Consider the following 14,712-nt stretch of genomic DNA (forward strand, 5'->3'; position numbering starts at 1 on the left):
GGCGCTACTCGACCTCGGCGACCGCCTCGGCGAACTGCGCCTTGTAGAGCCGGGCGTAGGCCCCGTCGGCGGCGATCAGCTCGTCGTGGCCGCCCTGTTCGACGATGGAGCCGTTCTCCATGACGAGGATCACGTCGGCGTCCCGGATGGTGGAGAGCCGGTGGGCGATGACGAAGCTGGTGCGCCCGGTGCGCAGCCGGGCCATGGCCCGCTGGATGAGCACCTCGGTGCGGGTGTCGACGGAGCTGGTGGCCTCGTCGAGGACCAGGATCGAGGGCTGGGCGAGGAAGGCCCGGGCGATGGTGATGAGCTGCTTCTCGCCGGCGCTGACGCCGGTGCCCTCGTCGTCGATGACGGTGTCGTAGCCCTCGGGCAGGGTGCGCACGAAGCGGTCGACGTGGGCGGCCCTGGCGGCCTCGACGACCTGGTCGCGGGTGGCCCCGTCGGCGCCGTAGGCGATGTTGTCGGCGATGGTGCCGCCGAACAGCCAGGTGTCCTGTAGGACCATGCCGATGCCGGAGCGCAGCTCCTCGCGGGACATCGCGGCGATGTCGACGCCGTCGAGGGTGATCCGGCCGGAGCTGACCTCGTAGAACCGCATCAGCAGGTTGACCATGGTGGTCTTGCCGGCACCGGTGGGGCCGACGATGGCGACGGTCTGGCCGGGTTCGACCTTGAGCGAGAGGTCCTCGATGAGCGGCTTGTCGGGGTCGTAGCGGAAGGCGACGTCCTGGAAGACGACCCGGCCGCGCAGGGCGTCGGGGCGTTCCGGCATGGCCGGTTCGGGGGTCTGCTCGGGGGAGTCGAGGAGTTCGAAGACGCGTTCGGCGGAGGCGACGCCGGACTGCACCAGGTTGGCCATGCTGGCGACCTGGGTGAGCGGCTGGCTGAACTGGCGGGAGTACTGGATGAACGCCTGGACGTCGCCGATGGACAGCGCGCCGCTGGCCACCCGCAGGCCGCCGACGACGGCGATCAGCACGTACTGGAGGTTGCCGATCAGCATCATCGCGGGCTGGATGACGCCGGAGATGAACTGGGCCTTGAAGCTGGAGGCGTAGAGGGCCTCGTTGTGCTCGCGGAAGGTTTCGGCGGACTCCTTCTGCCGGCCGAAGACCTTGACCAGGGTGTGGCCCGTGTACATCTCCTCGATGTGCGCGTTGAGCTGCCCGGTGGACTTCCACTGCTGGACGAACTGGGGCTGGGCGCGCTTGCCGACGCGGGTGGCGACGACCACGGACAGCGGGATGGTGATGAGCGCGATGAGGGCGAGCAGCCAGGAGATCCAGAACATCATGGCGAGCACGCCGATGACGGTGAGCAGCGCGTTGACCACCTGGCCCATGGTCTGCTGCATGGTCTGGCTGATGTTGTCGATGTCGTTGGTGACCCGGCTGAGGACCTCGCCGCGGGGCTGCTTGTCGAAGTAGCTGAGCGGCAGCCGGGCGAGTTTGGCCTCGGTGTCCTGGCGTAGCCGGTAGCCGGCGCGCTGGATGGCGTGGGCGGCGAGGCGGCCCTGGACGACGCCGAAGACGGCGGCGGCGACGTAGATGGCGAGGACCCAGAGCAGGACGGTGCCGATGGCGCCGAAGTCCATGCCCTGGCCGGGGGTGAAGTCGACGGAGGAGAGCAGGTTGGCGAGGTCGCCTTCGCCGCCGGCGCGCATGGAGTCGACGATCTGCTGCTTGGAGGCGTCGGCGGGGAAGCGGCCGCTGATGACGCCGGCGAAGATCAGGTCGGTGGCGTGGCCGAGGATCTTGGGGCCGACGACGGCGGCGCCGATGCTGAGGGTGCCGAGGGCGAGGACGCCGGCGATCAGGGCGCGTTCGGGGCGCAGGAGCTTGAGCAGCCGTTTGCCGGAGTTCTTGAAGTCCATGGACTTCTCGGCGCCCTGGCCGCCCATGAAGCGGCCGGGGCCGGCGGGGCCGCGGCGGGCGGCGGCGGCCTGGGAGTCGCCGGCCGTCTGGGGCGGGCGTCCGCCGGGTCCACCGGGTCCGCCCGGGCGTCCGCCGGGTGCCTTGCCGAGGCCGGGCGCGGGCTTGTCGGGGCTGGTCACGCCGCCTCCTGCTCGGTGAGCTGGGAGAGCACGATCTCCCGGTACGTCGGATTGCCGGCCATGAGCTCGCCGTGGGTGCCGCTGCCGACGACGGCGCCCTCGTCCAGGACGATGATCCGGTCGGCGTCGCGGATGGTGGAGACGCGCTGGGCGACGATCACCACGGTGGCGTCGGAGGTCTCGCGGGCGAGCGCCTTGCGCAGCTTGGCGTCGGTGGCGTAGTCGAGCGCCGAGAAGGAGTCGTCGAAGAGGTAGACGTCGGGCCGGCGCACCAGGGTGCGGGCGATGGCCAGGCGCTGGCGCTGGCCGCCGGAGACGTTGCCGCCGCCCTGGGAGATGGGCGCGTCCAGGCCTTCGGGGAGCTGTTCGACGAAGTCCTTGGCCTGGGCGATCTCCAGGGCGTGCCAGAGTTCCTCGTCGGTGGCGTCGGGCCGGCCGTAGCGCAGGTTGCTGGCGACGGTGCCGGAGAACAGGTAGGGCTTCTGCGGGACGAGTCCGACGCTGTCGGCGAGGGTCGTGGGGTCGAGTTCGCGGACGTCGACGCCGCCGAGCAGGACCTGGCCGGAGGTGGCGTCGAAGAGCCGGGGGACGAGGCCGAGCAGGGTGGACTTGCCGCTGCCGGTGGAGCCGATGACGGCGGTGGTCTCGCCGGGGCCGGCGGTGATGCCGATGCCGCGCAGCACGGACGCCTCGGCGCCGGGGTAGCGGAAGTCGACGTCGCGCAGTTCGAGTCGGCCGCGGCGCAGCACCTCGGTGACGGGGGCGGCGGGCGGCACGACGCTGGAGTGGGTGTCGAGCACTTCCTGGACGCGTTCGGCGCAGACCTCGGCGCGCGGCACCATCATGAACATGAAGGTGGCCATCATGACGCTCATGAGGATCTGCAGCAGGTAGGAGAGGAAGGCGGTGAGGGCGCCGATCTCCATCTCGCCGCTGTTGATCCGGTGGGCGCCGAACCACAGGACGGCGACGCTGGAGACGTTGATGACGAGCATGACGCTCGGGAACAGGTAGGCCATCAGCTTGCCGACCTGCAGCGAGACGTCGGTGAGGTCCTCGTTGGCGCCGGCGAACCGGTTCTGCTCGTGGTCGTCCTTGACGAAGGCGCGGATGACCCGGATGCCGGTGATCTGCTCGCGCAGCACCCGGTTCACGGTGTCGATCTTCTCCTGCATGCCGCGGAAGCGCGGGCGCAGCCGGTGGACGAGGGCGACGACGAGGACGCCGAGGACGGGGACGACGGCGAGCAGCAGCGCGGAGAGCGGCACGTCCTGGTTGAGGGCCATGATGATGCCGCCGACGCACATGATCGGTGCGGCGACCATCAGGGTGAACGACATCAGGACCAGCATCTGGACCTGCTGGACGTCGTTGGTGGTGCGGGTGATCAGGGAGGGGGCGCCGAACTGGCCGATCTCGCGGGCGGAGAAGCCCTGGACGCGGTCGAAGACGGCGGCCCGGATGTCGCGGCCGACGGCCATGGCGGTGCGCGCGCCGTAGTAGACGGCGACGATCGAGCAGAGGGTCTGCAGGAGGGTGACGCCGATCATCACGGCGCCCACGCGCAGGATGTAGCCGGTGTCCCCCTTGATCACTCCGCTGTCGATGATGTCGGCGTTGAGCGTGGGCAGGTAGAGCAGCCCGAGGGTGGACACCAGCTGGAGGAGCACCAGCAGGGTGATCGGTCGGGTGTAGGGGCGCAGGTACGCCCTGAGCAGTCTGATCAGCACTGGCTCACTCTTGTCGTCGGCGGCGGAGTTGGCATCCCAATTCTCATGGTTCGGGAGGCCGGTACAGGAGATTCCGGGCAAGCGAGCCGGATCTTTGTCCAGCCCTTTGCCGAACGTTCCGGGTGGCGAGGTGGTGCCGTGCACCGGTGGTTCGGGAGAGTGCCGACCCGGCCCGCCCTCTTACGGAATGACCGGTTTCCCCCTAGGCTGCTGGCAGCCCTCTTGTTACTCGCCGGTACCGGTCCCGGCTGCCCGGGGGCCGGCGGCCGCCCCCACGGACGTCACATCTTCCAGACGGCCACCCGCTCCCGGAGGTCCTCGTTGAGTTCCGCGCAGTCCCTGATCGACTCCGGCCGTACCGACATCGTGGCCGGGCGCCCCGCCTCCGTCGCCCACCTGTTCCAGGAACGGGTCGCGCTGACCCCCGGCGCCGAGGCCTACCGCCACCCCGTCCCGGTGGACGAGCAGGCGGCGGACAGCACGCCCGGCGCCGAGCAGTGGCGTTCGCTGACCTGGGCGCAGACCGCGGTCCGGGTGTACGCGGTGGCGGCCGGCCTGCTGTCGCTGGGCATCGAGGCCGAGGACCGGGTGGCGCTGGCCTCCTCCACCCGGCTGGAGTGGATCCTCGCCGACCTCGGCAACATGTGCGCGGGCGCGGCCACCACGGCCGTCTACCCGAGCACCAACGCCGACGAGACGGCGTTCATCCTCTCCGACTCCGGCTCCCGGGCCCTGTTCGCCGAGAACACCGCCCAGCTGGACAAGGTGGTCGCCGAGCTGGACCGGCTGCCCGGGCTGGAGACGGTGATCCTGTTCGACGAGCCGGACGGGCCGCCGCCGGCCGGGCGGCTGCGGGTGATCACCCTCGCCGAGCTGGAGCGGCTGGGCGCCGAGCACCTGGCGGCGCACCCGGACGCGGTGGAGAGGACGATCGCCGCGCTCGACAAGGAGCGGCTGGCCACCCTCATCTACACCTCCGGCACCACCGGCCGCCCCAAGGGCGTGCGCCTGGTGCACGACTGCTGGGCCTACGAGGGGCGGGCCCAGGAGGCGAGCGGGCTGCTGGCCGCCGACGACGTGCAGTTCATGTGGCTGCCGCTGTCGCACGTGTTCGGCAAGACGCTGATCTCGGGGCAGATCGCGACCGGCCACGTGATGGCGCTGGACGGCCGGGTGGAGCGGATCATCCACAACCTGCCGGTGATCCGGCCGACCATCATGGCCTCGGCGCCGCGGATCTTCGAGAAGGTCTACAACGGCATCGCCGGCCGGGCCAGGGCCGAGGGCGGCGCCAAGTACAAGATCTTCCTGTGGGCGGCGCGCACCGCCCGCGAGTACGCCCGCACGGTCCAGGACAGCCGGGTGGCGACCGGCGTGGGCACCGCCCCGGCGCTGCTGCGGATGAAGCACGCCCTCGCCGACCGGCTGGTGTACGCGAAGATCCGGGCGGCCTTCGGCGGGCGGCTGCGCGGGGCGGTGTCCGGCAGCGCCGCGCTGGCCCCGGAGATCGGCTACTTCTTCGTCGGCGCCGGGGTGCCGATCCTGGAGGGCTACGGGCTGTCCGAGACCAGCGCCGGCTCCAGCGTCAACCGGGCCGAGGACATCCGGGTGGGCACGGTGGGCCGTCCGCTGCCCGGCACCGAGGTGCGGATCGCCGAGGACGGCGAGATCCTGCTGCGCGGCCCGGGCGTGATGCGCGGCTACCACAACCTGCCGGAGAAGACCGCCGAGGTGCTGGAGGCGGACGGCTGGTTCCACACCGAGGACATCGGCGAGCTGTCCCCGGACGGCTTCCTGCGGATCACCGACCGCAAGAAGGACCTGTTCAAGACCTCCGGCGGCAAGTACGTCGCGCCGAGCGAGGTGGAGGGCAGGTTCAAGGCGGTCTGCCCGTTCGTCAGCAACATCCTGGTGATCGGCAACGGCCGCAACTACTGCACCGCGCTGATCGGCCTGGACGAGGCGGTGATCATGCCCTGGGCCGCCGAGAACGGTCTGGCCGGCAAGTCCTACGCCGAGGTGGTCGCCGACCCGCGCACCCGTGAGCTGATCGACGGCTTCGTGCGCCGGCTCAACGAACGGCTCCAGCGCTGGCAGACGATCAAGAGGTTCCACCTGCTGCCGCGCGACCTGGACATCGAGCACGGGGAGCTCACCCCGAGCCTGAAGATCAAGCGCCCGGTGGTGGAGCGGACCTACGCGGAGGCCGTCACCGCGATGTACACGGGCGCCAACGAGGCCTGACCGGCCCCGTCCCGTGCGGCCGGGGAGATCACCCCGGCCGTACGGGACAATGGGGTCATGCCCTCCGCACTCCCCGACGGCGAACCGGTGCCGTCCGACGGTTCCCTGCCCGCGCACGCCCTCGACGGGCTGGGCTCGCGGCCGTTCGGCTTCTACCTGCACGTGCCCTACTGCGCGAGCCGCTGCGGCTACTGCGACTTCAACACCTACACCGCCACCGAGCTGCGCTCCTCGGGCACCGTCGCCTCCCAGGAGACGTACGCGGACAACGTGGTCGCCGAGGTCCGGCTCGCCCGCCGGGTGCTCGGCGCGGACGCGCCGCCGGTGCGCACCGTCTTCCTGGGCGGCGGCACCCCGACCCTGCTGCCGGCCCGCGACCTGGTGCGGATGCTCGCCGCGATCCGCGAGGAGTTCGGGCTCGCGGACGGTGCCGAGATCACCACCGAGGCCAATCCGGAGTCCGTGGACCCGGCGTACCTGGCGGAGCTGCGCGAGGGCGGTTACAACCGGATCTCCTTCGGCATGCAGTCCGCCCGCCCGCACGTGCTGAAACTGCTCGACCGCCACCACACCCCCGGCCGCCCCGAGGCCTGCGTCGCCGAGGCCCGCGCGGCCGGCTTCGAACACGTCAACCTCGACCTCATCTACGGCACCCCCGGCGAGTCCGACGACGACTGGCGCGCCTCCCTGGACGCCGCGATCGGCGCCGGCCCCGACCACGTCTCCGCCTACTCGCTGATCGTCGAGGAGGGCACCCGGCTGGCCGCCCGGGTCGGGCGCGGCGAACTGCCGATGATCGACGACGACGTGCACGCTGACCGCTACCTGATCGCCGAGGAGGCGCTGAGCGCCGCCGGCTACTCCTGGTACGAGGTCTCCAACTGGTCCACCACCCCGGAGGGCCGCTGCCGCCACAACGAGCTGTACTGGACCGGCGGCGACTGGTGGGGCGCCGGCCCCGGCGCGCACAGCCACGTCGGCGGCGTCCGCTGGTGGAACGCCAAGCACCCGGCCGCCTACGCCCGCGCCCTCGCCGAGCACCGCACCCCCGCCCAGGGTCGCGAACGCCTCACCGCCGAGGACCGCCGGGTCGAGCGGATCCTGCTGGAACTGCGTCTCGCCGAGGGCATCCCCCTGGACCTGCTCACCGCCGCCGGCCGCGAGGCCGCCGCCCGCGCCCTCGCCGACGGCCTCCTCGCCGCCGCCCCCTACGACCACGGCCGCGCCGCCCTCACCCTCCAGGGCCGCCTGCTGGCCGACGCGGTGGTGCGGGACCTGGTGGACTGAGTGTCGTTAACGTGGTGTCAGCCGTCGGAGGGAGCGCGCGATGACCGCCATCGATGAACGGATGACCAGATTCTTCGAGGACCTGGAGGTCCCGGAGGGCTGCAAGGCCGAGCTCATCAGGGGGGAAATCGTGATGATGGCGGGGCCGGACATGGCCCACAACCTCATCGTCGAGTCGATCGTCGACCAGGTCCCGCGCATCCGGTGGCACCGGCTCCAGACCCAGGACGTGGCCTTCCCCGCCGACGCGAGCGAGCCGCAGCCGGATCTGGTGGTGATCGAGCGGGGAGCCGTCAAGGGGCCCGGGCGCCTGGTTCCCGCACCAGCCGTGACCCTGGTGGTCGAGGTCGTTTCGAAGACCAGCGTGCTGCGCGACTACCGGACCAAGCGGGAGCTCTACGCGGAGGGCGCCGTTCCCGTCTATCTGATCGTCGATCCGATCAAGGGCCTCTGCGTGCTGCTGACCGAGCCGACCCCGGCGGGGGCCTCGGGGCTGCCGGACTACGTGGCGGAGCGGACCACCAAGTTCGGCGAGCCGGTGCCGCTGGACCTCCTGGGTGTCGTTCTCGACACCTCGGAGTTCCGGACCTACTCCTGACCCGGCGGGGTGACGAAGTCGATCAGTTCCTCGACGCGGCCCAGCAGCTCGGGCTCCAGGTCCTTGTAGGAGTCGACCTTCGACAGGATGCGCTTCCAGGCGGCGGGGGTGTCCTCGGGCCAGCCGAGGCGGCGGCAGGTGCCGAGCTTGAAGTCCTCGCCGCGGGGGACGGCGGGCCAGGCCGGGATGCCCACCGAGGAGGGCTTCACGGCCTGCCAGACGTCGATGTAGGGGTGGCCGACGACCAGCACGTGCGGGCCGGTGACCCGGGCGGCGATGCGGTGCTCCTTGGTGCCGGGGAGCAGGTGGTCGACCAGGACGCCGAGGCGGCGGCCCGGGCCGGGGGCGAAGTCGGCGACGATCGCGGGCAGGTCGTCGACGCCCTCCAGGTACTCGACGACCACGCCCTCGATCCGCAGGTCGTCGCCCCAGACCCGCTCCACCAGCTCGGCGTCGTGCCGGCCCTCGACGTAGATCCGCGACTCCCGGGCCACCCGGGCCCGGGCGCCGGGGACGGCGACCGAGCCGGAGGCGGTGCGGCCCGGGGCGCGGGCCGGCGCCGGCCCGGTGGGCCGGACCAGGGTGACCGTCCGGCCCTCCAGCAGGAAGCCGCGCGGGACCAGCGGGAAGACCCGGTGCTTGCCGAAACGGTCCTCCAGGGTGACGGTGAAGCCCTCGGCGGTCTTCTCGCAGCGCACCACCGCCCCGCAGAAGCCGCTCGCCGCCTCCTCGACCACCAGGTCCCGCTCGGCGGGCACCTCCGGCGCGGGAGCCTGCTTCTTCCACGGCGGGGTCAGGTCGGGTCCGTACTGGCGGCTGCGCATTCCACGCAGTCTACGAGGCGTCAGCCGAGGTAGTACGAGGTGTTGATCGCCAGGACCTCGGCGAGTCGCCCGCGCAGGGCGGCGGCGTGGCGCAGCGCCACCGGCTCGGCGCCCGGGACCGGGCGCACCCCGCGGTCGGCGAGCAGGTACACCACCCGCAGGGTGCGCAGGGTGTTGGAGACGGTCGCGGGGACGACGCCGGGCTTTCGGCGGCCGGTGGCGGCGATCGGGTCGAGCCAGGCCAGCGCCTGCCGCTCGGTCAGCTCGGAGCGGGTGAGGACCTGGCCGATGGCGCGGCCGAGGCGGTCGTCCTCCATGGCGTCCAGGACGTGGTCGGTGGGGGCGAGCAGCCGGGCCGAGGCAAGGTCCAGCAGAGGCGCCGGGTCGGCGACCAGCGGGCTGCGTCCGAGGGCGCCCAGCAGGTCGGCGCCGTGCGCGACGGCGTGCAGCCACCCGAGTCCGGGGTCCCAGCCGCGCAGGTCGCTCTCGGCGGGGTACCAGTGGGCGAAGGCGTCCAGCCAGGCGGGCCGGTGGGCGCCGGCGTCGACGAGTTCGGCGAGGACCAGCGGGGCGAAGGTGCGGGCCTGGATCTCGGGGTCGGACAGCCGCCCGGCCATCTCGTCGCCGAGGGCCAGGCGCTGTTCGGGGGTGAGCAGCGGCACCCAGCGGCACAACTGCTCGTAGGCGTGGGTGTCGCGGGTCTCGGGGTCGGGGGAGCGCATCGCGGCGCTCACGGCGGCGAGCAGGTCGGGGGTGGGGGCGGCGGTCTCGATCTCGGTCCAGTTGATCACGGCCGGACCCTAGGCGGCCCGGCCCGCCGCGGCCACCGGTTTTCACAGGCCCGGCGCGCCCCAGACCGGGAACCAGCGGGTGAGGTCCTTCTCCAGCCGCAGGTCGTTGCCGAGCATCGCGTTGACCTCCAGCTCCAGCGGGCTGTCGCGTTTCTCCCCGCCGCCCGGCAGCGGCGCGAACGGGTAGAAGGTGCCGCGCTTGTACAGGTAGACCAGGGCCAGCGGACGGCGCCCCCCGGCGTCCCGGAAGCCGATCAGAGAGCAGAGCAGCTGCGGCCCGAAGCCGTTCGCCTCCAGCTCGCTGTTGACCGCGTGCAGGTCGTTGACCAGCTCGGGCAGTTCCTCGGGGGCGTGCCGGGCGAGCAGCCAGGAGTAGCCGTAGGCGTCCCGGGACGCCTCCACGGGGACGCCGCCGCGTCCGGTGTCGGCGTCGAGCAGCGCCCTGACCTGCCGCTCGACCTCGTCGAAGGCGCCGCCCTCGACCGAGGCGAAGCAGACCGAGCCCAGCCCGGTGGGCCGCAGGCCCGCCCCGGCCTCCAGGGTCAGCGCGGCGGACGGCACCCCGAACAGCTGGTCGAGGTCGGGTTTGACGGGCTTGCTGCGGCCGAACAGCGCGTCCAGGATGCCCACGGCGGTCCGTCCTTCCGGAAGCAGGGTCGAGGGGTCCGGGTCACCGGCCGAGCCGGGTGGAGATCGTGGCGAGCTGGGCCAGCCGCTGCTCCAGTGTCGGGTGGGTGGAGAACAGCTGGGCGGCGGCCTCCCGGGCGCTCAGCGCGGGGGCGAAGTAGAAGGCGTTGTAGGCCTGCGCCTGGCGCAGGTCCTTGGTGGGGATGGCGGCGATCTGGCCGGTCACCTTGGTGAGCGCCGAGGCGAGCGCGCTGGGCCGGCCGGTGAGCTGGGCGGCGGCCCGGTCGGCGGCCAGCTCCCGGTAGCGGGAGAGCAGCCGGGTCAGCAGGAAGCTGATCGCGTAGACCGCGATCGACACCAGCGGGACGACCAGCGCGACGATCGCGGCGTTGGAGTCGTTGCTGTTGCGGCCGCCGCCCATGAAGCCGCCGTACACGGCGATCCTGGTCATCGCGCCGGCCAGCACGCCGAGGAAGCCGGCCACCGTCATCACGGCGACGTCCCGGTGGGCGACGTGCGACAGCTCGTGCGCGAGCACGCCCTCCAGTTCCTCCGGCTCCAGCCGGCGCAGCAGCCCGGTGGTGACGCAGACCACCGCGTTCCGCGGGTTGCGGCCGGTGGCGAAGGCGTTCGGCATGTCGTTGTCGGCGACGGCGACCCGGGGTTTGGGCATGTCGGCGAGCGCGCAGAGCCGGTCGACGGCGCCGTGCAGTTGCGGGTACTGCTCGGGGGTGACCCGGTGGGCGCCCATGGCCCGCTCGGTGATCTTGTCGCTGAACCAGAACTGGGCGACGAACAGGCCGCCGGAGATCAGGACGATGATCGGCCAGGCGCCGCGCAGCAGGGCGATCAGCAGCCCGGTGAAGCCGACGTACAGCAGTCCGATCAGGAACATCGTCCCCACCATCCGGCCGGTCAGGCCGCGGTCGGGGGCGAAGCGGGTGTGCTGGCCCGGGGTCGACATCGCTGCTCCTCCGTTCGCCGTCCGCTTCCGATGCTCCCACCCGGGCGGGCCCGCGGCATCACCCGCGCGCCGCGAACTGCGGGCAGGATCACCCCGGCCGGGCCGTTCCTGCCGTCGGACCCGGGCCTTACACTGGCAGGTACGGTTCTGGCACTCGGGAGACCCGAGTGCCAAGGCCGGGGTCCTGCGGGGCCGGCCCGGACAGCTCGAATGCGGACACATGCCACAACGGCGTGTCACAACGGACAACGCGTGAAGACGGAGGTGCGTGCCCCATGGCCGGTGAGGTCCGCCAGCTCGACGACCGCAAGCTCGCGGTGCTTCGCGCGATCGTCCAGGACTACGTGGGGACGGAGGAGCCGGTCGGCTCCAAGGCCCTGGTGGACCGCCACAACCTCGGGGTCTCCCCGGCCACCGTCCGCAACGACATGGCCGCGCTGGAGGAGGAGGGCTACATCCACCAGCCGCACACCAGCGCCGGGCGCATCCCCACCGACAAGGGCTACCGGCTGTTCGTCGACAAGCTGGCCGAGGTCAAGCCGATGAGCGCGCCCGAGCGGCGGGCGATCCGGCACTTCCTGGACGGCGCGGTGGACCTCGACGACGTGGTCGCCCGCACCGTGCGCCTGCTGGCCCAGCTGACCCGCCAGGTCGCGGTGGTCCAGTACCCCTCGCTGAGCCGCTCCACGGTGCGGCACGTCGAGCTGGTCGCGCTGGCCCCGGCGAAGGTGATGCTGGTGCTGATCACCAACACCGGCCGGGTCGAGCAGCGGCTGGTGGACTGCCCGGGCGCCGTCGGCGAGACCCTGCTGGCGGACCTGCGGGCCCGCCTCAACGCACGGGCCGCCGGCCAGCGGCTGCCGGAGGTCCCCGGGCTGCTGGAGGAGCTGCCCGCGCTGTTCGAGGCGGCCGACCGGCCGACCGTGTCGACGGTGCTGGCGACGCTCTTCGAGACGCTCGCCGAACAGAGCGAGGAGCGGATCATGCTGGCCGGCACGGCCAACCTGACCCGCCTCGGCCACGACTTCCCGCTGACCATCCAGCCGGTGCTGGAGGCACTGGAGGAGCAGGTCGTCCTGCTCCGCCTCCTGGGTGAGACCGCGGACGCCGGGATGACGGTCCGGATCGGCCGTGAGAACGCCTACGAGGGCCTGAATTCCACGTCGGTCGTCTCGGTCGGTTACGGTTCGGGCGACGAAAGCGTGGCCAAACTGGGTGTGATCGGTCCGACCCGGATGGACTATCCGGGCACAATGGGGGCGGTGCGAGCGGTGGCACGGTACGTGGGCCAGATCCTGGCCGAGTCGTAGGAACGGATCACCATCGGATCTGATGGTGACCGCAGTCGCAAGCACTCTTACAGGCGGAACAAGCGGAGCATTTGGTGGCCACGGACTACTACGCGGTACTCGGCGTCCGACGGGATGCGGGGCAGGACGAGATCAAGAAGGCGTTCCGGCGCCTGGCACGCGAACTGCACCCGGACGTCAACCCGGACCCGAAGACGCAGGAGCGGTTCAAGGAGATCAACGCCGCCTACGAGGTGCTCTCCGACCCGCAGAAGCGTCAGGTCTACGACCTCGGCGGCGACCCGCTCTCGCCGAACGGCGGGGGCGGCGGGGCGGGCGGCTTCGGCGCGGGCGCGGCCGGCTTCGGCTTCTCCGACATCATGGACGCCTTCTTCGGCGCGGCCTCCGGCCAGCGCGGCCCGCGCTCGCGGACCCGGCGCGGCCAGGACGCCATGATCCGCCTGGAGATCACCCTGGAGGAGGCCGCGTTCGGCACCACCAAGGAGCTCCAGGTCGACACGGCGGTCACCTGTACCACCTGCAGTGGGGAGGGCGCCGCGCCCGGCACCTCCGCGCAGACCTGTGACATGTGCCGCGGCAAGGGCGAGGTCTCCCAGGTCACCCGGTCCTTCCTGGGCCAGGTCATGACCTCCCGCCCCTGCCCGCAGTGCCAGGGCTTCGGCACCGTCGTGCCGACCCCGTGCCCGGAGTGCGCCGGCGACGGCCGGGTCCGCGCCCGCCGCACCCTGACCGTCAAGATCCCGGCCGGTGTCGACAACGGCACCCGGATCCAGCTGGCCGGCGAGGGCGAGGTCGGCCCCGGCGGCGGCCCGGCCGGCGATCTGTACGTCGAGATCGCCGAGACCACCCACACGGTGTTCCAGCGGCGCGGCGACGACCTGCACTGCACCGTCACCATCCCGATGACGGCGGCCTCGCTCGGCACCCAGGTGCCGCTGCAGACCCTGGACGGGGTGGAGGAGGTCGACATCCGGCCCGGCACCCAGTCCGGCCAGTCCATCCCGCTGCACGGCCGGGGCATCACCCACCTGCGCGGCGGCGGCCGGGGCGACCTGATAGTGCATGTCGAGGTGCAGACGCCCACCAAGCTCGACGCCGAGCAGGAGGACCTGCTGCGCCGCCTGGCGGTGCTGCGCGGCGAGGAGCGGCCCTCCGGCCAGTTCGCGCCCGGGCAGCAGGGGCTGTTCTCCCGGCTGAAGGACGCCTTCAACGGCCGGTAGCCGTTCCGCGCGGGGGTGCCGGGGCCTGCCCGGCACCCCTTTCGCGTCCCCGTCCCCGTTCCCCTCCCGGAGGTTCCCCGCATGACCGCGCCCGTGTTCGTCACCGACACCGAGCGGATCGCCGCCGCCGCGCCCGGCGCGCTGGTGCTGCTGGACGGGCCGGAGGGACGGCACGCGGCCGCCGTGAAGCGGCTGACGCCGGGCGAGGCGGTCACCCTGACGGACGGGCTGGGCCTCGGCGTGGACGGCACCGTCGCGGCGGTGCGCGGCAAGGACGGGATCGAGGTGACGGTGGCGGCCGTGCGCCGCGAGCCGGAGCCGGCGCCGCGGATCGTCGTCGTCCAGGCGCTGCCCAAGGGCGACCGGGGCGAGCTGGCCGTGGAGACCATGACCGAGGTCGGCGTGGACGTGGTGATCCCCTGGGCGGCCTCGCGCTGCATCACCCAGTGGAAGGGCGAGCGCGGCGGCAAGGCGCTCGCCAAGTGGCGGGCCACCGCGCGGGAGGCCGGCAAGCAGTCCCGCCGGCTGCGCTTCCCCGTGATCCGCGACGTGATGACCACCCGGCAGCTGGCCCCGGTGCTGATCGGCGCCGCCTTCGCGGCCGTGCTGCACGAGGAGGGCGCCGAGCCGCTGGCCGGCGCCGCGCTGCCGGACACCGGGGACCTGGTGCTGGTGGTCGGCCCGGAGGGCGGGGTCTCCCCGGAGGAACTGGCCGCCTTCGCCGAGGACGGCGCCAAGCCCTACCGGCTCGGCCCCTCGGTGCTGCGCACCTCCACCGCCGGGGTGGCGGCCGGCGCGCTGCTGCTGGGCCGCACCGGCCGCTGGTCGTAGGACGGGGCCGGCGTCCCCCGCAGGGGGCCGTGGTCGGCAAAGTCCCGGCGCGCGGGGCGCCCCCGTGCCTAGGGTGACGGGTGTGAGCGAACCCGAGAGCACCTCCGTGGGCGCCTATCTGCGCCATCCGCACCTGCACGGCGACCTGATCACCTTCGTGGCCGAGAACGACGTGTGGCTCGCCCCGCTGGACGGCGGCCGGGCGTGGCGGCTGACGGCCGACCACGTCC

Annotated in this window: 12 protein-coding genes; 6 read left to right on the top strand and 6 right to left on the bottom strand. The window is 72.5% G+C overall.

Features of this window, described 5'->3' with window-relative positions:
• Positions 1 to 4: 4 nt before the first annotated feature.
• Together ABD308_RS21180 and ABD308_RS21185 are read right to left on the bottom strand one after the other, a co-directional pair.
• Positions 5 to 1,903 (bottom strand): ABC transporter ATP-binding protein, encoded by a 1,899-nt coding sequence (locus ABD308_RS21180; protein WP_344337601.1) that lies wholly within the window; start codon positions 1,901 to 1,903, stop codon positions 5 to 7.
• Positions 1,904 to 2,052: 149 nt separating this feature from the next.
• On the bottom strand, positions 2,053 to 3,786 hold the full coding sequence (locus ABD308_RS21185; protein WP_344337532.1) for an ABC transporter ATP-binding protein: 1,734 nt from the start codon (positions 3,784 to 3,786) through the stop codon (positions 2,053 to 2,055).
• A 321-nt stretch (positions 3,787 to 4,107) separates the two neighbouring features.
• Here ABD308_RS21185 and ABD308_RS21190 point away from each other — a divergent pair, with 321 nt between their 5' ends.
• Genes ABD308_RS21190 through ABD308_RS21200 form a run of 3 tightly spaced genes read left to right on the top strand, consistent with a single transcriptional unit; the run spans position 4,108 to position 7,915 of the window.
• Complete coding sequence (locus ABD308_RS21190) at positions 4,108 to 6,030, top strand: AMP-dependent synthetase/ligase (RefSeq protein ID WP_344337534.1); 1,923 nt, start codon at positions 4,108 to 4,110, stop codon at positions 6,028 to 6,030.
• Positions 6,031 to 6,087: 57 nt separating this feature from the next.
• On the top strand, positions 6,088 to 7,317 hold the full coding sequence (gene hemW, locus ABD308_RS21195) for a radical SAM family heme chaperone HemW (RefSeq protein ID WP_344337536.1): 1,230 nt from the start codon (positions 6,088 to 6,090) through the stop codon (positions 7,315 to 7,317).
• A 40-nt stretch (positions 7,318 to 7,357) separates the two neighbouring features.
• On the top strand, positions 7,358 to 7,915 hold the full coding sequence (locus tag ABD308_RS21200) for a Uma2 family endonuclease (RefSeq protein WP_344337538.1): 558 nt from the start codon (positions 7,358 to 7,360) through the stop codon (positions 7,913 to 7,915).
• Here the strand turns inward: ABD308_RS21200 and ABD308_RS21205 are convergent.
• Genes ABD308_RS21205 through htpX form a run of 4 tightly spaced genes read right to left on the bottom strand, consistent with a single transcriptional unit; the run spans position 7,906 to position 11,121 of the window.
• Entirely contained in the window at positions 7,906 to 8,739 is an 834-nt protein-coding gene (locus ABD308_RS21205) for a DUF3097 domain-containing protein (protein WP_344337539.1), read from the bottom strand. The two genes, ABD308_RS21200 and ABD308_RS21205, sit on opposite strands and share 10 nt — an antisense overlap.
• A gap of 20 nt (positions 8,740 to 8,759) precedes the next feature.
• The gene (locus ABD308_RS21210) at positions 8,760 to 9,530 is read right to left on the bottom strand and encodes a DUF2785 domain-containing protein (RefSeq protein ID WP_344337541.1); all 771 of its coding nucleotides are present in this window, start codon (positions 9,528 to 9,530) and stop codon (positions 8,760 to 8,762) included.
• 42 nt (positions 9,531 to 9,572) lie between these two features.
• Positions 9,573 to 10,160 (bottom strand): PspA-associated protein PspAB, encoded by a 588-nt coding sequence (gene pspAB, locus ABD308_RS21215; protein ID WP_344337543.1) that lies wholly within the window; start codon positions 10,158 to 10,160, stop codon positions 9,573 to 9,575.
• Positions 10,161 to 10,200: 40 nt separating this feature from the next.
• Complete coding sequence (gene htpX / locus ABD308_RS21220; RefSeq protein ID WP_344337544.1) at positions 10,201 to 11,121, bottom strand: zinc metalloprotease HtpX; 921 nt, start codon at positions 11,119 to 11,121, stop codon at positions 10,201 to 10,203.
• Between the two features lie 275 nt (positions 11,122 to 11,396).
• Between htpX and hrcA the strand changes: the two genes are divergently transcribed.
• The 3 genes from hrcA (at position 11,397) to ABD308_RS21235 (ending at position 14,482) form a co-directional block, all read left to right on the top strand.
• The gene (hrcA, locus tag ABD308_RS21225) at positions 11,397 to 12,431 is read left to right on the top strand and encodes a heat-inducible transcriptional repressor HrcA (RefSeq protein ID WP_344337545.1); all 1,035 of its coding nucleotides are present in this window, start codon (positions 11,397 to 11,399) and stop codon (positions 12,429 to 12,431) included.
• A gap of 74 nt (positions 12,432 to 12,505) precedes the next feature.
• Entirely contained in the window at positions 12,506 to 13,651 is a 1,146-nt protein-coding gene (dnaJ, locus tag ABD308_RS21230; RefSeq protein ID WP_344337547.1) for a molecular chaperone DnaJ, read from the top strand.
• A gap of 81 nt (positions 13,652 to 13,732) precedes the next feature.
• Positions 13,733 to 14,482, top strand: coding sequence for a 16S rRNA (uracil(1498)-N(3))-methyltransferase (locus ABD308_RS21235; protein ID WP_344337549.1), 750 nt, complete (start codon positions 13,733 to 13,735; stop codon positions 14,480 to 14,482).
• Positions 14,483 to 14,712: the final 230 nt, after the last annotated feature.

Source organism: Kitasatospora putterlickiae, assembly GCF_039527695.1.
Classification (GTDB): Bacteria; Actinomycetota; Actinomycetes; order Streptomycetales; family Streptomycetaceae; genus Kitasatospora; species Kitasatospora putterlickiae.